At 54.8% G+C, this 18,829-nt stretch carries 15 protein-coding genes; 7 read left to right on the top strand and 8 right to left on the bottom strand.

The annotated features are described in order from the left end of the window. The first annotated feature begins 43 nt into the window (after window positions 1-43). Window positions 44-979, top strand: a complete 936-nt coding sequence (aaeR, locus tag ACOXYR_RS00790) for an HTH-type transcriptional activator AaeR (protein WP_108474929.1) — start codon at window positions 44-46, stop codon at window positions 977-979. An 86-nt stretch (window positions 980-1,065) separates the two neighbouring features. On the opposite strand, the gene tldD is transcribed toward aaeR, so the two are convergent. The 8 genes from tldD to csrD all read right to left on the bottom strand — a co-directional run bounded on the left by tldD (window position 1,066) and on the right by csrD (window position 13,337). After that, window positions 1,066-2,511, bottom strand: a complete 1,446-nt coding sequence (gene tldD / locus ACOXYR_RS00785; RefSeq protein ID WP_108474928.1) for a metalloprotease TldD — start codon at window positions 2,509-2,511, stop codon at window positions 1,066-1,068. Between the two features lie 72 nt (window positions 2,512-2,583). Then, the gene (yhdP, locus tag ACOXYR_RS00780; RefSeq protein WP_113858885.1) at window positions 2,584-6,387 is read right to left on the bottom strand and encodes an AsmA2 domain-containing protein YhdP; all 3,804 of its coding nucleotides are present in this window, start codon (window positions 6,385-6,387) and stop codon (window positions 2,584-2,586) included. A gap of 29 nt (window positions 6,388-6,416) precedes the next feature. Then, the gene (gene rng / locus ACOXYR_RS00775) at window positions 6,417-7,886 is read right to left on the bottom strand and encodes a ribonuclease G (RefSeq protein ID WP_108474926.1); all 1,470 of its coding nucleotides are present in this window, start codon (window positions 7,884-7,886) and stop codon (window positions 6,417-6,419) included. After that, window positions 7,876-8,466: a Maf family protein gene (locus ACOXYR_RS00770; protein ID WP_113858884.1), complete on the bottom strand. Its 591-nt coding sequence runs from the start codon at window positions 8,464-8,466 to the stop codon at window positions 7,876-7,878. Before ACOXYR_RS00770 ends, rng begins: the two co-directional genes overlap by 11 nt. Before the next feature lie 8 nt (window positions 8,467-8,474). Next, on the bottom strand, window positions 8,475-8,963 hold the full coding sequence (mreD, locus tag ACOXYR_RS00765; protein ID WP_108474924.1) for a rod shape-determining protein MreD: 489 nt from the start codon (window positions 8,961-8,963) through the stop codon (window positions 8,475-8,477). Continuing rightward, a complete protein-coding gene (gene mreC / locus ACOXYR_RS00760) occupies window positions 8,963-9,979 on the bottom strand; it encodes a rod shape-determining protein MreC (RefSeq protein WP_108474923.1) in 1,017 nt (338 codons plus the stop codon). Before mreC ends, mreD begins: the two co-directional genes overlap by 1 nt. Before the next feature lie 67 nt (window positions 9,980-10,046). Continuing rightward, window positions 10,047-11,090, bottom strand: a complete 1,044-nt coding sequence (gene mreB, locus ACOXYR_RS00755; protein WP_000913396.1) for a rod shape-determining protein MreB — start codon at window positions 11,088-11,090, stop codon at window positions 10,047-10,049. Between the two features lie 306 nt (window positions 11,091-11,396). After that, window positions 11,397-13,337: an RNase E specificity factor CsrD gene (csrD, locus tag ACOXYR_RS00750; RefSeq protein ID WP_108474921.1), complete on the bottom strand. Its 1,941-nt coding sequence runs from the start codon at window positions 13,335-13,337 to the stop codon at window positions 11,397-11,399. 218 nt (window positions 13,338-13,555) lie between these two features. On the opposite strand from csrD, the gene acuI reads away from it, so the two are divergent. The 6 genes from acuI (at window position 13,556) to accC (ending at window position 18,727) form a co-directional block, all read left to right on the top strand. Further along, on the top strand, window positions 13,556-14,530 hold the full coding sequence (gene acuI, locus ACOXYR_RS00745; RefSeq protein WP_113858882.1) for an acrylyl-CoA reductase (NADPH): 975 nt from the start codon (window positions 13,556-13,558) through the stop codon (window positions 14,528-14,530). An 80-nt stretch (window positions 14,531-14,610) separates the two neighbouring features. After that, window positions 14,611-15,600: a protein-methionine-sulfoxide reductase catalytic subunit MsrP gene (msrP, locus tag ACOXYR_RS00740; RefSeq protein WP_108474919.1), complete on the top strand. Its 990-nt coding sequence runs from the start codon at window positions 14,611-14,613 to the stop codon at window positions 15,598-15,600. Further along, a complete protein-coding gene (msrQ, locus tag ACOXYR_RS00735) occupies window positions 15,600-16,199 on the top strand; it encodes a protein-methionine-sulfoxide reductase heme-binding subunit MsrQ (RefSeq protein WP_421355436.1) in 600 nt (199 codons plus the stop codon). Before msrP ends, msrQ begins: the two co-directional genes overlap by 1 nt. 234 nt (window positions 16,200-16,433) lie before the next feature. Then, window positions 16,434-16,886 carry a type II 3-dehydroquinate dehydratase gene (gene aroQ / locus ACOXYR_RS00730; protein ID WP_108474917.1) on the top strand — a complete coding sequence of 151 codons (453 nt, stop codon included), beginning with the start codon at window positions 16,434-16,436 and terminating at the stop codon, window positions 16,884-16,886. 22 nt (window positions 16,887-16,908) lie between these two features. Then, entirely contained in the window at window positions 16,909-17,370 is a 462-nt protein-coding gene (gene accB, locus ACOXYR_RS00725) for an acetyl-CoA carboxylase biotin carboxyl carrier protein (RefSeq protein WP_108474916.1), read from the top strand. A 10-nt stretch (window positions 17,371-17,380) separates the two neighbouring features. Then, the gene (gene accC / locus ACOXYR_RS00720) at window positions 17,381-18,727 is read left to right on the top strand and encodes an acetyl-CoA carboxylase biotin carboxylase subunit (protein WP_108474915.1); all 1,347 of its coding nucleotides are present in this window, start codon (window positions 17,381-17,383) and stop codon (window positions 18,725-18,727) included. The last annotated feature ends 102 nt before the right edge of the window (window positions 18,728-18,829 follow it).

Here is an 18,829-nt window from a genome sequence, read left to right as displayed (position 1 = left end):
TCTATATTGTGTGATCTAAATCACTTTTAAGCCAGAGTGAATAATGGAACGACTAAAACGAATGTCCGTGTTTGCGAAAGTGGTCGAGCAAGGCTCGTTCACCGCCGCCGCCAAACAGCTTCAGATGAGCGTCTCTTCCATCAGCCAGACTGTATCAAAGCTGGAAGATGAGTTACAAGTTAAGCTGTTAAACCGCAGCACGCGTAGTATAGGCCTCACAGAAGCCGGCAAAATATATTACCAGGGCTGTCGACGAATGCTGTTTGAAGCACAAGATGTCCATGAACAGCTCTACGCGTTTAACAATACGCCAATCGGCACGCTGCGGATCGGATGTTCTTCAACTATGGCACAAAATGTCCTCGCGCGGATCACTGCGGAGATGTTAAAGGAGTACACCGGGCTGACCGTTAATCTGGTTACGGGTATTCCGGCACCGGATCTGATTGCCGATGGCCTTGATGTGGTGATCCGCGTCGGTGCGTTACAGGATTCCAGTCTCTTCTCGCGCCGATTAGGCTCGATGCCAATGGTTATCTGCGCGGCCAAAAGTTATCTACAGCACGCAGGCATTCCCGAGAAACCGGCCGACCTCGCCAACCATTCATGGCTGGAATACAGTGTGCGCCCGGATAATGAATTTGAGCTGATCGCCCCGGAAGGGCTGACCACCCGCCTGATTCCAGAGGGACGATTTGTGACGAACGATCCGATGACGCTGAGCCGCTGGCTCTCTGTGGGGGCAGGTATCGCGTACGTGCCGTTGATGTGGGTAATAGAAGAGATTAACCGCGGCGAAGTGGAAATTTTACTGCCGCGCTACCAGTCCGATCCGCGTCCGGTTTACGCACTTTATACCGAAAAAGATAAGCTGCCGCTAAAAGTGCAGGTATGTATTAATTACCTGACCGATTATTTTGTCGAGGTCGCCCGGTTATACCAGGGGATGCGGGGTAAAGATGAAGTGGGGGAGCGGTGAAACATTTTGCCTGATGGCGCTACGCTTATCAGGCCTACTCGATCGGTAGGCCTTATAAGGCAAAGCCGCCATCCGGCAAGGCAAAATTACGCGGTGCCACCCACTGTCAGGTTATCGACCTTCAGCGTCGGCTGACCCACGCCAACCGGCAGGCTCTGCCCTTCTTTTCCGCAAACGCCCACGCCGTTATCGAGCTTGAGGTCGTTACCAACCATGGAAATCTGCTGCATGGTTTCGATTCCGGAACCAATCAGGGTTGCACCTTTCACCGGTTTGGTGACTTTACCGTTTTCAATCAGATACGCTTCCGAGGTCGAGAAGACGAATTTCCCGGAGGTGATATCCACCTGGCCGCCGCCAAAGTTCGGCGCGTAGATGCCGTACTCAACGGATTCGATAATCTCCTGCGGCGTCGATTTCCCGGCCAGCATGTAGGTATTGGTCATACGCGGCATCGGCAGATGCGCATAGGATTCACGGCGACCGTTACCGGTCGGCGCAACGCCCATCAGACGCGCGTTGAGTTTGTCCTGCATGTAGCCTTTCAGAATGCCATTTTCGATCAACACATTGTACTGACCCGGCGTCCCTTCATCATCGATAGCCACGGAACCACGGCGATCCTGCATGGTGCCATCATCAACAACCGTACACAGTTCGGAAGCCACCAGCTCGCCCATATGACCGCTGAAAACGGAGGTGCCGCGACGGTTAAAGTCGCCTTCCAGACCATGGCCAACCGCTTCGTGCAGCAGTACGCCCGGCCAGCCAGCACCCAGTACCACCGGCAAGGTGCCGGCAGGTGCCGCGACTGCCGAGAGATTCACCAGCGCCATACGCACCGCTTCTTTTGCCCACGCATCCGCGCGCACTTCACCGTCGAGATCCGCCAGGAAGTAATCATAACCAAAACGGCCGCCACCGCCGCTGGCACCGCGCTCGCGTTTGCCGTTATCGTCCACCTGCACGCTGACCGACAGACGCACCAGCGGGCGAACATCCGCCGCCAGCGTGCCATCCGTTGCCGCCACCAGGATCAGTTCATACACCCCCGTCAGGCTGGCGGAAACCTCCTGCACACGCTTATCTGCCGCACGCGCGACTTTATCCACGCGACGCAGAATGTCGAGTTTCTCTTCACGGCTCATGCTTTGCAGTGGATCGAGCGACGTATAGAGCGGAGCGTGGTCTACCGCGCCCAGCGTGTGCACCTTGCCATCACCCGCATCACGTACAATCGTCCGCGCCGCCTGCGCGCTCTGTTCCAGCGCCAGCAGACTAATCTGGTCGGCGTAGGCAAAGCCGGTTTTTTCACCGCTAATCGCGCGCACACCAACGCCCTGGTCAATATTGTAAGAACCATCTTTGATGATGCTGTCTTCTAAAACCCAGGATTCGTGATAGCTCGACTGGAAATAAAGATCGCCATAATCGAGACGGCGCTCGGCGAGTTGACCAAGAATGTCAAACAGGCGCTGATGATTCAGGCCGTTCGCTGCCAGCAATTGTTCACTTACCAGGTTTAGACTCATTATTCGCTACTCGTTAGTTACCGCTAAGATGCCCATGTTAAAAGAGTGAGGCAATTGTGCGACTGCGTCAAATCATTGCTTCGTATCACTGCGCGCCTGGCGCAGAACTTCATTGATTTGCGGTGAATCAATTGGCCCGGTGATGCGATAACGCAGAATCGACACCTTGCTCCACAGCGGCCCCAGAACTTTACTGGCCGCGAAGACAGCGGCGCCGACAATCGGGTTAATGGCGAACGCCGCCGCCACACCGACGGTTGCAGAAATCTCAGGCGCAACAATGGCCTCCATCGCCAGCTGACGACGCACCAAATCAACGGAACCTTTCATGGCAATATCTGCTTCCAGACCATCAACCAGCGTATCATCCGTGTTCAGCACGCCGTCTTTAATCCAGGCAGTACTGCGGATGGAATCAAAATAGAAGCCTTCCGTGAAGGTATCGCTGAAATCAAAGCGCAGTTTGCGCAGCAGCGCATCGACGCTCAGCAGGCGCAACAACTGGCCCGCGTGACCGGTGCTCAAATCAGTAAACTGCCCTTTGCCAATACGCGTTTTCAGAATACCGTTCAGCGACGCAACATCTGGCTGCCACGGGCTGGCGCGCCAGTGTAAGTCGTAATCCAGGTCGACTGAGGAGTCGCGAATTGGCGTAGCAATACCGAAAAACGCCACCGCATCATCTATTTTCTTGCCGCGCAGTTTACCTTTCAACGATGTACGCTGCCCGTTCAGACCATTCACCCACTCGCCGTCGCTGGTCAGTCGTGCGAAACCGGTATCCACCAGCCCATTACGCAGGGTCAGCGTGTCGCCTTTAATCGCGAAATCACCGTCGATACGGCCATATTTCTGCCCCCACAGCCAGCACTCTGCACAACGAAGCTGAAGATCCGGCCAGCCACTGAAATCGATGCGATTACGGCTAAGCGGGCCTGTTGAAGCGGCCGACGCCTGCGTCAGCGGCGTCGAGGATGGGTTGTAATAGAGATAGCGAATCGCCGCCTGCCACGGCGCATTGTCGTGCATGGTCAGCGTGGCATTCACTTCACGTCCCTGCGCATCAACTTTGGTGCCCTGTGCCGACGGCTGTGAAACGATGCTCAGGTTATTCCACTGCTGCCCACCTAAGGTCAGCGACGGCGTGCGCAGGGTGACCTGTTTCGGGAAGACGGCGGCAGAGCTGGCATCACTGGCCGCGCCCTGCTGGAACAGGGCCAGCCACTGCGCGCCATCCATCGGCGGGAGATTAAGCTCAACGCCCGGCTGCTGCGGCAGCGGCGGGATAGTGCGGCTGTCGCTTGCCCAGATGGCGCGATCCAGCGTCAATTTTTGGTTGAGCAACCAACGGCTATTGAGATGATGATTACTTCCCACTTTGCCAGTTAAATCGAAACGTTTCAGGTTGCCATCAACGTCAATTTTCACCGGGAGCGGCTCACCGGCGGCTTTGTCTACCGGTGCAGGTAAGTGACTGCTCACATTCTTCAGGTCGGCGGTGACGCCGACTTTGTACGTTGGGCTGCCGCGATACGGCAGCTCGATAGCAACTTTCCCCTGCCACGGCACGCTGCCACTGATTTCGTCATTGATAGCTTTCGGCAGCACGCCCGTGCGCGACGGTTGCCAGTTGGCGTCCATGTTGACGCCAACCTGGTACGATTTCTCACCTTCACGCGTGTTGAAATCAACCTTCAGCGGCTGATTAAACCAGGTCGCGGTCATCGGCTGGCTCTGCAAATCGCCGTTTGAGAAGCTGAATTTGCCGTTCAGGTTGTGCAGCGTACTGTCGAGCGGTTTGATAAACAGACTGTTATTATTGAGCGCCACATCGCCGGTCGCATGAACCAGATCGCCGTTGAGCGGGATATCAAGTTGTAAGCGAGCACTCACATCCCCATCAAGCTGAAGTTCATCCAGCGTCGCGCCTAACGATTCTTTGAGCGGTGTGTCATTGAAATATGGCCCAACCGCTTTTCCTGGTCCGTTGATATCCGCATCAATCAGCAGCTTCTCTTTGGCGTAGTCCGGGATCATGGCGTTAAGGTTGGTCGCCGTGACGCCGCCCAGCGCCACTTTATCCGCCTTCATCCACAGACCATCGTTGAGGAAGTCGAGATGAATGTCGAGGTCGGTCAGCGCGGGCCAGTCTGGCTGGAAGGCGAAGGTAGCGTTACGCAGCGGCACCGAAACTTCAAACTGCCCTTCGTTATGCTTGTACGGGAAGAGATGCGGATTGCCGCCATACACCAGCGTGGCATTATCAGCCTGGCCGCCTTTAATTGCCCCGCTCAGGTAATCGACCAGCTCTTTACCCATCAGATTTTCCGGGAAATAGCGCCAGGCCTGGCCGCCATCATCGGTGCTGATACCCGCCAGAATGCCCAGCCAGGGCTGGTCATCCTTTGGCTGCAGGTAACGGAAACCGCCTGCGGCGCGGACGGCTTTAGCCTCAACATCAATATTACGCCCATCGAGCATGAAGCCTTTGTCGTTCTTCAGCCAGTTGAGCGTGGCGGTGCCTTTGGCAATTTCCAGCGGCGCGCGGAACACCGTCTCATATGGCATCGTCGCCTGCTGCATATTCACTTTCAATGCGCCGTTTGCAACGCTGCCGGACAACTCGCCAGAGACGTTTTCCGCACCGGGCAGTAGCTTCCACTGCTTCCACGCCAGATCGTTCCACGCGGCCTGAAAACGGGTTTGCTCCGTCGCCTTGAGCGGAATATCGAGCCCCAACGACTCAATCGTACCGTTCGGCTGCGTGGTACGCCAGATTTCGCCAAGCGTTGGGGAGAGCTTGTCGGCAATCGGTAGCAGACCATTGAGCCCGGCAAGAGAAAGATGACTGGCGCGAATGCGAAGTTCATCGCTGCGTACGCTGTTATTTCCGCCCACTTCCTGCGCCGGGATCCACGCCAGCGCCAGCGCACCGCGCGGCCACGGTGTGCCATCCATGGTAATACGCGTATCAGGGATGCGGAATTCCCACCCCGCTTTTTCACGTGAGAGGTGCGCCGTCAGGTTATCTACGGAGAGCTGATGATCGTCTTTATCACCCTTCCACGTCGCGCCGCCCTTTTTCAGCCAGACATCACCGCTCGAGATTTCGCCCTTATCGAGCGAAGCCCAGGCTTCCAGACTAAAGCGCGCACTGGTGAGCGCAATGTTGTCCTGCATCCATTTACCAAGCCAGGGTTTGACGTCGATATCATCCGCCTGAAGCCACAGCTTGCCTTTATTCAGCAGGCCATTTTCATCCCGCAGATCCATACGCACTTTCATCACCCCGTGCTGCCCGGTAAGGCTGGTCAGGCTTAGCTCGCCTTCCGCACGGTGACGGTTTTTACCGTTGAGCCAGGTGAGCTGCGGGATCGCCAGTTCGGCTCGCTGACCGGAAAGAGTCAGGAAGCTCAGATGGCTGTCGCGCAGGGTGAACTGATCAAACTGGCGCAGGAAGAGGTCGCCGATGCGATCGCCTTCCATACTGTCGCTGCTGTCATTGCTTTGCAGCGGTGCATTGGTATGTATGTTGAGCTGCCAGAAGGTGAGATCGCGAAATTGCCAGCGCATATGCAGCAGGCTTTGCCATACATCGAGTGCCAGCGAGACGCGTTTAATCGACATCTCGCCGCCCTCGTTATCCAGACCAGCTTTAATATCGCGCACATCAAGCGTGGGGCCGAAATTTTCCCAGCTGGCCTGAATTTTCGAGGCTTCCACCGGTTGCCCCACCGCCGAAGAGATTTTTGCGAGGATTTGCGGGCGCCACTCATTCAGATGCGGCAGCACAAGGCGCAAGCCGCTCACCAACAACGCAGCAATGACAATCAATGTTGCCACGGTGAGCAGTAATATCCCCGGCAATCGCCTCACGCTTCTCTCCTTGTGCCCGGCAGGCTGCTTTACATCATGACCACATCAAACTGCTCTGGGTTATAGAGCGGTTCGATTTGTACTTTTACCTGCTTGCCAACGAAGATTTCGACTTCCGCCAGCGCATGGGATTCATCGCCTTTCAGGGTTTCCGCCACCGACGGTGATGCATACACGAGGAAGCGGTCGGAATCATACGCATGATGCACGCGCACAATTTCGCGCATGATTTCATAGCATACCGTCTCGACGGTTTTCACCGTGCCGCGCCCATGGCAGGTCGGGCATTGATTGCACAGCACATGCTCCACGCTTTCACGGGTACGTTTACGGGTCATCTCCACCAGCCCAAGCTGAGAGAAGCCGTTGATGCTGGTTTTCACGCGATCTTTGCTCAGGGCCTGCTCCAGCGAGTGCAGCACGCGTCGGCGGTGATCTTCATTATTCATATCGATAAAATCGATGATGATAATGCCGCCCAGATTACGCAAGCGGAGCTGACGCGCGATAGCCTGGGTCGCTTCTATGTTGGTATTGAATATCGTGTCGTCGAGATTACGGTGGCCGACAAACGCTCCGGTGTTGATATCCACCGTGGTCATCGCTTCGGTCTGATCGATAATCAGGTAGCCACCCGATTTCAGTTCTACTTTACGTTCCAGCGCGCGCTGAATTTCATTTTCGACGTCAAAGAGATCGAAAATGGGCTGATGGCCGGTGTAGTGCTCCAGCTTACTGGTCATTTCCGGGATGTATTCAGCAGTGAACTCCAGCAGCGCTTCATAAGTCAGACGCGAGTCAACGCGAATGCGGTCAAGCTGGGCATCCGCGAAATCACGCAGCACGCGTTGCGCCAGCGCCAGCTCGCCGTAAAGCTGATAACGTGTTTGATGGCGTTTTTTACGCTCCATCACTTTGGTCCACACGCGTTTGAGGTACGCGGCGTCAGAGGCTAAATCCTCTTCGCACACGCCTTCTGCCGCTGTACGAATGATAAAACCGCCTTGCTCGTCGCAATACTCCGCTACCACCTTCTTCAGGCGTTCGCGTTCGGCTTCGCTTTCAATACGTTGGGAAACGCCGACGTGGGACGCGCCGGGCATAAAAACGAGGTAACGTGAAGGGAGTGTAATATCAGTCGTCAGACGCGCGCCTTTGGTGCCGAGCGGATCTTTCACCACCTGCACCATGAGATCCTGCCCCTGACGCACTAACTCAGAGATATCGCGTACGGTGAACTGTTTTTGTTCCTCACCCGCCACACACTCGGTGTGCGGCATAATATCGGAGGCGTGAAGGAATGCGGCCTTCTCCAGGCCAATATCTACAAAAGCCGCCTGCATCCCTGGCAATACACGACTGACACGACCTTTGTAGATATTGCCTACGATTCCGCGTCGCGCTTCACGCTCAATATGAATTTCCTGCAAAATGCCGCCATCGATATACGCCACACGCGTTTCGGATGGCGTCACATTCACTAATAATTCAGCCGTCATGTTTATCCCTTTCCTCACGTAGTGAGTTAAAGTTACTGAGCAACTCATACGTTTCCACCAGCGGTAAGCCGACTACGGCGTGATAGCTGCCATTTATCTTCCTGACAAAACAGCCACCCAACCCTTGAATACCGTATGCACCTGCTTTATCTAAAGGTTCACCGCTGGCAACGTAGCCTGCGATATCGTGTTCGGAAAGTACTCTGAACGTCACATCGGTGACCACCAGCGCGTCGAGCGTATTCTGGCGGTCTGCCAGCGCGACGGCGGTCATTACCTGATGCGTTTCCCCTGAAAGCTTACCCAGCATCTCTGCCGCATGGGCGGCATCACGCGGTTTCTCAAGCACTTCGCCATTGAGGATAACTATAGTATCCGCACCCAGAACCGGGAGGTCTTGATCAACCATTGCCACTCCGGCCTGAGCTTTTTCTCGCGCCAGTCGCGTCACGTACTGCTGCGCACTTTCCTGTGGACGGCGCTGCTCTTCAATACCTGGAACGATTTTCTCAAACGCCACACCCAGTTGGGTGAGCAGTTCCTGGCGACGCGGGGAGCCTGAAGCGAGATAAATTTTCATAACGACCTTTATTGCACGGCGAATTGCTGACGAACTTTGCGCATCAGGAGGAAGATCCACGGCCAGAGTACGCCATTGACTACACTACTCCAGAACACTTCCGGTCGGAAAGAGACGTTGATCACTAAAAACTCTGACCAGAAAACAATAATATCCGTGGAAAGCGACAACAGAATGACCACCAGCGCCTGCTGCCAGAGCGCCAGATTACGAAACAGCTGATACTTGAGCACCACCAGATACGCCACAATACTCAACGACAACGCGCGCACGCCGAGCGTTGAGCCGCTAATGAGATCCAGAATCGCGCCCATCACAAAACCGGTACCGACATTCACCCGATGCGGCAGCGCCAGTGACCAGTAAAGCAGGATAAGCAGAACCCAGTTTGGCCGGAAAACGATGATGTTGTCCGGCCAGGGCATCACTTGCAGCAGCAGTGCGATAAGAAACGAGAGCCAGATTACCCAGCGTCCCTGGCTACGGTAACTTGCCACTATGGCCCTCCCTGAGGGGAGAGTTCAGTCGGCTGGGTTTCCGTGGGCGAGGTTGCAAGCCCCGTGGCAGGTGCCGGTACTGGCGTTGGCGGCCCCATGGCATCCGGGGATGGCAACACCTGCGGCATCATCTGCATCAAACGTTCGTTGGCCACGCGGTGCACATCTTCCGGCGTCATCGGGTTCGCGCCATTACGATCGGCGCCCCACAGCAGCAGCAGATAACGCAGACGCTGTAAGCCCGCGGTTGGACGCGCCTGAATCACGGTATACGCGCGCTGGGTATCGAGCTTCACGGAGGAGACCACCGCAACCGGATACCCTTCCGGGAAACGACCGCCCAGGCCAGACGTCACCAGCACATCTCCGACGCGGATATCCGTGTTGGCAGGCAGGTGTTCAAGCTGGAGATCGTCGGTGCAGCCGTTGCCGGCGGCAATCACGCGGATGTCGTTACGCAGCACCTGAATCGGTAGCGCATGCGTGGCATCGCAAATTAACAGGACACGGCTGGTCAGTTTGGCGACGGCCACCACCTGGCCGACAACGCCTTTGTCGCTGATGACCGGCTGGCCTTCATAGACGCCATTGACGCTACCTTTGTCGATAACTACCTGATCGCTGTAAGGATCGTTAACGGTGGAGATCACCTGCGTCACCATTTTCTGCTCATCCTGACGCAGCGGCGAACCCAGCAGTTCACGTAAACGGGCGTTCTCTTGTTTGTACTGACCCAGCATCAGCAGGTCGCTGTTTTTCAGCAGCAGTTCCTGGCGAAGTGCCCGGTTTTCGAGTTCGAGTTGGTCACGCGAGGCCAGCGTTTGTGACACGCTGTCGAGTAATTCACGGGGACCATTGGAGACAAAATAGAAAGGACTGACGGCGGTATCCATGTATGTTCGGATCTGACTGAACATACCAAGGCGGCTGTCGGCGATGATAACGCCAAGCGCGATCAGAACCGCCAGAATTAGGCGAATCTGTAGCGACGGGCCACGGCTAAAAATGGGCTTCATAGGCTATGCGTATTCTCGTGTCAGTAAAATCAAGGGTAGCCCGAAAGCTACCCCGGACTCAGGCTGACTACTCTTCGCTAAACAAGTCGCCGCCGTGCATATCGATCATTTCCAGCGCTTTGCCGCCACCGCGCGCCACACAGGTCAGCGGATCTTCAGCAACAACGACAGGAATGCCCGTCTCTTCCATTAACAGGCGGTCAAGGTTACGCAGCAGCGCACCACCACCGGTCAGAACCATACCGCGTTCGGAGATGTCGGACGCCAGTTCCGGCGGGCACTGTTCCAGTGCAACCATAACGGCACTTACGATACCGGTCAGCGGCTCCTGCAGCGCTTCGAGGATTTCGTTGGAGTTCAGGGTGAAACCGCGCGGTACACCTTCAGCCAGGTTACGGCCACGGACTTCGATTTCACGCACTTCGTCACCCGGATAAGCGGAGCCGATTTCGTGCTTGATGCGCTCTGCGGTGGCTTCACCGATCAGAGAGCCGTAGTTACGACGCACGTAGTTAATGATAGCTTCATCGAAACGGTCGCCGCCGATACGTACGGAAGAGGAGTAAACCACGCCGTTCAGGGAGATAACCGCCACTTCAGTGGTACCACCACCGATATCAACCACCATAGAACCGGTCGCTTCGGAAACCGGCAGGCCTGCGCCGATTGCCGCAGCCATCGGTTCTTCAATCAGGAACACTTCACGCGCGCCTGCGCCTTGAGCGGATTCACGAATCGCACGACGCTCAACCTGCGTTGCGCCCACCGGCACACAAACCAGTACGCGCGGGCTCGGACGCATGAAGCTGTTGCTATGCACCTGTTTAATAAAGTGCTGCAACATTTTTTCGGTCACGAAGAAGTCGGCGATAACGCCGTCTTTCATCGGACGAATAGCCGCGATATTGCCAGGCGTACGACCCAGCATCTGTTTGGCGTCATGACCGACGGCAGCGACGCTTTTCGGAGAACCAGCACGATCCTGACGAATGGCCACCACGGAAGGCTCATTCAATACGATGCCTTGTCCTTTTACGTAAATCAGGGTATTCGCAGTACCCAGGTCAATGGACAGGTCATTGGAAAACATGCCACGAAATTTTTTCAACATACTAAGGGATAATCCTGAAAGCTGGGGCGGAAAACAAAATCCGCTTACTTTACCAACCACACGCAGCAGCGACAAGGCGCAAAAATCATCTGCAACGGTGAAAATTAGTGCAGTTCGTTTCCTCTGTTACAAATCCAACCTGGCTCCATCAGCGTCGGGAGTCATTACCGTATCCCAATCTGGACTTGCAACCTGTTTCAAAGGTCGTCGACTTGCATGATGCGACATATACCCGGCGAGCAGACACGCACACCCCCGAATAAACCGCGCGCATTATTCTACGTGATAAACACGTTAAACAGCAGGTCAAACAGAGTATCTTTGCGAATATTTTTTCACATTCGTGTCAAGTGGTTGTGAGGCGGCAAAAAAATCACCCTGCCCGCCGGAAACGCCACACTCTGTCAGTACCTGCCATTCACTACGGCTCCGGATGCCCGGCGCAAAAACCCGCATGGTTGTGCCTTTCGTGGCTTCAACCAGGCTCTGCACCAGCAACTGGTTTTGACTCCGCTTCTCAATATTGCGCACCAGGCCGGGGTCAAGCTTGATGAGTTCAACCTCAAGCTGCTTGATCCAACTGGTGCTCACCAGGGTTAAACCCGCCTGAATAACGGCGATCCTGGCCCCTAAGGCGTTAATTAAACGCACGACGGGCTGCAAACGGCTGATATGTTGACAAACATCTGCCTCTGCAAGTTCAAAAATAATCCGTTTGCGTTGCGATTTTTCGCATTGCATTAAGGTATCACGCAGCCAGCGCTGAAAACGCGGGCGGATGAGCGACTCGACAGAAACCTGTAAGGCGAGATTTTCTTCTGGCCAGAAATTTAAAAACGGCAATACGCGGGTAATTTGCAAACGGTCATACTCTTCCATCAGACCGAACTCAAGCACCATCGGCAGGTACTCTGCTGCAATCACCTCTTCATTACCGTCATAAATACGGCAGGTCAGTTCCCGATGGTGGACATGCCCATCAAGCGTTATCGCCGGTTTCTGGTATAAACGCGGGCCGCCACGTCGCAGCATCTGTTCGATAAGCGTACGCCAGCGCACATTGCCTCGCCCTTTCTCCGGCAGTGAATCATCGTAAATCGCCCAACTGTTACTGCCCTGCAACACCGCGTTACGTACCGCAGATTCCGCATGTTCCATCACCTGCTGGCTGGTCTGCCCGCTACGCCAGGCGCAGATACCAATATGCATCATGTCATCACGGTCAAGAATTTTAGTTATCGGCAGCGCATCGACGGCCTTGAGCAATTGCCCGGCGATACTGTCCGCTTCCTTTAAGGTGCGATGAGGCAACAATACAGTAAAGTCGCTACGGTGATATCGCGCCAGTAAGGCGCCTGGATAACGCATCATAAAGGTAGAAAGCAGGTTGATGAGCATGAAGAGATGCTCTTCTGCCGCTTCATTGCCCCAGCTATCGCGCAGCAAATCGAGATCCGGCAGACGAATCATCATCACGATACCGTGCGCGCCAACGTTTTCCTGATCGTCCAGCAGCGTCGCCAGTTGGTTATCAAAGAAGAGACGGTTGCTGAGGCCCGTTTTATTATCCTGCGCGGCGTAGGCACGGATCAGCGTGTCCATTCGGCTACGCTGCTCAGCGGCAAACTGAATTTCTGACAGCAGGACGTCCATCGCGCTACTGGTGCGGGCGGGCCATTCGTGGACGTTGCCTTTAACTTTCGCGCCACGCTCGCCGTTCAGGATGCGAATCGCCCGTGACTCCAGCAGTTCCTGCCCCGCCAGTTGGCGACGCAGCCAGCGCACCGCGATAAACACCATCATGACCATAAAAGCGATGGTCAGGGTCAGCGGCAGTGTGGTCATCAACGAACGGAAGTAGTTCGCCATCGGATCCTGATATTCCAGCTTAATTTGCATGCCGGGATGCTTAACAGAGTCAATGAGCAGTTCGCGATAACGATAATAGCTGCCCACCGGTCGGTAGCTGCTTTTGCGCGCGTAGTGGTATACCTTTTTTCCATCCTGGAGGAAATCGACGCTCACCACATCCACCGGAGCAAACATTTCATCAAGCTGAGGCGCCAACTGCTCGAAGGAGTGGGTTAACAGGCGGTTATCCAACACCGTAGCGACCGCCTCTACGCGGCCCTTCACTTTATATTGAATGCCGTTATAAAAACTCAGCGACGAGCCAATCAATGTCGCCAGGATAGTTAACCCGGTCAGCAGTGTAAAAAAAGCGGAAAATTTCGTCGTTAATCGCATCCCTGATTTAACTCCGTTGGTTAATCGTCACCCGACAAATCGCCCGGCCCCGGCTGCCCGCTCTGTCAAAAGTGAGCACTAACATATCAAATGAACCCGGCATACTACCAAATCAGGGGTTTCTGGCAATTTATTGCGCCAAATCGACATAGAATTGTGTGTAGCGAGTATAGTTCTGAGAGAAATTTTACCAAACATCGAGCCATTGAGGACGGGTTATGCAGGCATTAATCTTAGAACAGCAGGACGGAAAAACCCTTGCATCGGTACAGCGCATCGACGATAGCCTGTTGCCGCAAGGGGATGTCACCGTGGATATTCAGTGGTCCAGCCTGAACTATAAAGACGCGCTGGCAATCACCGGGAAAGGCAAAATTATCCGTAATTTCCCTATGGTGCCCGGCATTGATTTCGCCGGTACGGTACACGCCAGCGACGACGCGCGCTTCCAGCCCGGTCAGCAGGTACTGCTGACCGGTTGGGGCGTAGGGGAAAATCACTGGGGCGGTTTATCTGAGCGCGCCCGGGTGAAGGGCGACTGGCTGGTGCCGATGCCAAATGGACTCGATGGCCGTAAAGCGATGATTATTGGTACCGCCGGTTTTACTGCCATGCTGTGCGTAATGGCGCTGGAAGACGCGGGCGTGCGTCCGCAAGATGGTGAAATCGTGGTAACCGGTGCCAGCGGCGGCGTAGGCAGCACCGCGGTCGCACTGCTGCATAAACTGGGTTATCAGGTGGCCGCTGTTTCTGGTCGCGAAAGCACCCACGATTATCTGCGTCAATTAGGGGCTAATCGTATTCTGGCCCGTGATGAGTTCGCAGAAACGCGCCCACTGGAAAAACAGGTTTGGGCCGGGGCTATCGATACCGTCGGCGACAAAGTGCTGGCGAAAGTGCTGGCGCAAATGAACTACGGCGGCTGCGTGGCGGCCTGTGGCCTGGCGGGCGGTTTCGCGCTGCCGACAACCGTAATGCCATTTATCCTGCGTAACGTCCGTTTGCAGGGTGTCGATTCAGTAATGACCCCGATTGCGCGCCGCACTGCCGCATGGGAGCGTTTGGTGAACGATCTGCCGGCGTCTTTCTACGCGCAAAGCGCAACGGAAATCACCCTCGATAAAGCACCGCAGTTTGCCGAAGCGATTATCAACAATCAGGCGCAGGGCCGTACGCTGGTAAAAATCGCCTAATCTTCAAATTTTCGTGACATATTCGCGCGAATAACGCCTCTCCGTCATGCTTAGTAAAAATGACGGAGAGGTGAAATAGCGTGAAAAAATTAACCGAAGCCGACGTGACCGCAGAGTCCGTCTTTATGATGCAGCGCCGCCAGGTGCTGAAGATGTTAGGAATCAGTACGGCTGCTATGGCGCTTCCTGCTCAGGCTGGCCTTAGCGATTGGTTTAAGGGCAACGATCGCCCGCCCGCGCCTTCTGGTAAACCGCTCGATTTCAGCAAACCCGCCGAATGGCAAAACAAACTCACATTAACACCGGAAGATAAAGTCACCGGTTACAACAACTTTTATGAGTTCGGCCTCGATAAAGCTGACCCGGCAGCTAACGCAGGCAGTTTGCCGACCGATCCCTGGAAACTGACGATTGATGGCGAAGTGGCAAAACCGCTGACGCTCGATCACGATGACCTCACCCGCCGTTTTCCACTGGAAGAGCGTATTTATCGGATGCGCTGCGTAGAAGCCTGGTCGATGGTCGTGCCGTGGGTAGGCTTTCCTTTACATAAACTTTTATCGCTGGTTGAGCCCACAAGCAACGCAAAATACGTGGCTTTCCAGACGTTGTACGCGCCCGACGTGATGCCCGGGCAAAAAGACCGCTTTATCGGCGGCGGGCTGAAATATCCCTATGTCGAAGGGTTACGCCTGGACGAAGCGATGCACCCGCTCACTATGCTGACCGTCGGCGTGTATGGCAAAGCGCTGCCGCCGCAAAACGGCGCGCCCATTCGCCTCACCGTGCCGTGGAAATATGGTTTTAAGGGCATCAAGTCGATTGTCTCGATTAAGCTCACCCGTGAACGCCCGCCAACCACCTGGAACCTCGCCGCAGCTGATGAATACGGGTTTTATGCCAACGTGAACCCGCACGTCGACCATCCCCGCTGGTCGCAGGCGAGCGAACGCTTTATTGGTTCCGGCGGGATCCTGGATGTAAAACGTCAGCCGACGCTGCTGTTTAATGGCTATGCCGACCAGGTCGCTTCGCTCTATCGCGGGCTGGATTTGCGGGAGAATTTTTAATGCGCTTAACCGTTACACACATTCGCTGGCTGAAACTTTGCCTGCATCTTGCGGCATTTTTACCGTTAGTCTGGCTCTTTTGGGCCGCATCCTCCGGGCAACTCAGCGCCGACCCGGCAAAAGATATTCAGCACTTCACCGGTAGGATGGCTCTGAAATTACTGCTGGCGACCTTGTTGGTTTCTCCGCTGGCGCGCTACGCTAAACAGCCATTATTGATACGCACCCGCCGCCTGTTGGGGTTATGGTGTTTTTCGTGGGCCACGTTGCATTTATGTAGCTATGCCCTGCTGGAGCTCGGTATCAACAACCTGGCGCTACTGGGCCAGGAGCTGGTGATGCGCCCCTATTTGCTGCTCGGTTTTGCCAGTTGGCTGATCTTATTGGCGCTGGCGGTGACCTCTACCCAGTGGATGCAGCGAAAACTGGGCCGACGCTGGCAGTTATTGCATAACTTCGTCTATCTGGTAGCGATCCTCGCGCCGGTTCACTACCTGTGGTCGGTAAAAATTTTATCGCCGCAGCCGCTGCTTTATGCTGTGTGCGTAGTCGCGCTTTTAGCATGGCGTTACAAGAAGTTCCGCCAGTGGTGGCGCTAGTTGCGAGATATGTGCGGTTTACCGCAAATTACTGAACTCCGTCCTGACTTTACACGAATGCGGTTGATAATCTTCCCTGATAAGACCAGTATTTAGCTGCCAAATGCTACGAAATAGTTATAATGTGCGACTTCAGTTTTCCTGACAGGGGTTTTGTCCCCCTGAAAAGGTGACAATCGCGCATCGAAGGTATATTTTGTTTTTTACCGGAGAATTGCAGGAGATAGCAGCACAATGGCAGACAAGTTTCGCATTTTGCTTTTAAACGGCCCGAACCTTAACATGCTCGGTACCCGTGAACCCGAGAAGTACGGAACGCTGACGCTTGCGCAAATCGTAAACGGTTTGCAACATGAAGCGGAAGCACTGAACGTTGAGCTGGATCATCTGCAATCCAACGCGGAGTACGCACTCATCGACCGAATTCATCAGGCTAAAGACTCTGTCGACTATATCCTGATCAATCCGGCCGCGTTTACGCATACAAGCGTTGCCCTTCGAGATGCGCTGCTGGCGGTGAGTATCCCGTTTATCGAGATTCACCTCAGCAATGTGCATGCGCGCGAACCGTTTCGCCATCATTCGTATCTGTCTGATGTCTCCGCTGGCGTTATTTGCGGGTTAGGCGCAGATGGTTATTCATACGCGTTACAGACGGCGGTAAAACGCCTGTCACAATCACACTAAACAAAGAGTACGGAACCCACTCATGGATATTCGTAAGATTAAAAAACTGATCGAGCTGGTCGAAGAGTCTGGCATTTCTGAACTGGAAATTTCTGAAGGCGAAGAGTCAGTACGCATCAGCCGCGCAACCGCGCCAGCTAGCTTCCCGGTAATGCAGCAGGCTTATGCCGCGCCGGCCGCTCAGGCTCAGCCAGCGCCAGTTGCCGCTCCGGCAGCAGCAGAATCCGCTCCGGCTAAAGCTGAAATCAGTGGTCACATCGTACGTTCCCCGATGGTCGGTACTTTCTACCGTACACCAGGCCCGGAAGCGAAAGCTTTCGTGGAAGTGGGTCAGAAAGTTAACGTGGGCGACACCCTGTGCATCGTAGAAGCGATGAAAATGATGAACCAGATCGAAGCTGATAAAGCGGGCGTAGTGAAAGCCGTTCTGGTCGAAAGCGGGCAACCGGTTGAATTTGACGAGCCGCTGGTCATCATCGAGTAACGAGGCGAAGATGCTGGATAAAATTGTCATCGCTAACCGTGGCGAGATCGCACTGCGTATTCTTCGTGCCTGTAAAGAGCTGGGCATCAAGACCGTCGCTGTGCACTCCACTGCGGATCGCGATTTAAAACACGTATTGCTGGCGGATGAGACGGTCTGTATCGGCCCGGCTCCGTCCGTAAAAAGCTACCTGAACATTCCGGCGATCATCAGCGCAGCTGAGATCACTGGCGCAGTAGCAATTCACCCAGGTTATGGCTTCCTCTCCGAGAACGCCAACTTTGCTGAGCAGGTTGAACGTTCTGGCTTTATCTTTATCGGCCCGAAAGCCGACACTATCCGCCTGATGGGCGATAAAGTGTCTGCTATCACCGCAATGAAGAAAGCCGGCGTTCCAACCGTACCAGGTTCCGATGGCCCGCTGGGCGACGATATGGACGCTAACCGCGCCCATGCAAAACGTATCGGCTACCCGGTTATCATCAAAGCCTCCGGCGGCGGCGGCGGTCGTGGTATGCGCGTTGTGCGCAACGACGCCGACCTGGCGCAGTCCATCTCTATGACGAAAGCGGAAGCCAAAGCGGCTTTCAACAACGACATGGTGTACATGGAAAAATATCTGGAAAACCCACGCCACGTGGAAATCCAGGTACTGGCTGATGGTCAGGGGAACGCAATCTATCTGGCAGAACGTGACTGCTCTATGCAGCGTCGTCACCAGAAAGTGGTCGAAGAAGCGCCAGCACCGGGCATTACGCCAGAACTGCGCCGCTACATCGGCGAACGTTGCGCTAAAGCCTGTGTGGATATCGGCTATCGCGGGGCAGGTACTTTCGAGTTTCTGTTCGAAAACGGCGAGTTCTACTTCATCGAGATGAACACCCGTATTCAGGTAGAACACCCGGTTACCGAAATGATCACCGGCGTTGACCTGATTAAAGAGCAGCTGCGCATCGCCGCAGGCCAACCGCTCTCTATCAAGCAGGACGAAGTACAGGTTCGCGGCCATGCGGTGGAATGCCGTATCAACGCCGAAGACCCGGACACCTTCCTGCCAAGCCCGGGTAAAATCACGCGCTTCCACGCGCCGGGCGGTTTTGGCGTTCGTTGGGAATCTCATATCTACGCGGGCTACACAGTACCGCCGTACTATGACTCAATGATCGGCAAACTGATTTGCTACGGTGAAACTCGCGACGTTGCGATTTCCCGTATGAAAAACGCATTGCAGGAACTGATCATCGACGGCATCAAAACCAACGTTGATTTGCAGATCCGCATCATGAATGACGAGAACTTCCAGCATGGTGGTACTAACATCCACTATCTGGAGAAAAAACTCGGTCTTCAGGATTAATCTGCCCGCGTTGATTGCAAAAGGCCGGAGATTCCGGCCTTTTGTTTTTTCCCTCCCGCTCGCCCTCATGTACAATCCCCGCTTTCTTCATCCACAAGGGAC

It is taken from the genome of Pseudocitrobacter faecalis (assembly GCF_965231525.1).
GTDB lineage: Bacteria > Pseudomonadota > Gammaproteobacteria > Enterobacterales > Enterobacteriaceae > Pseudocitrobacter > Pseudocitrobacter faecalis.
This window is presented reverse-complemented; position numbering and strand designations above follow the sequence as displayed.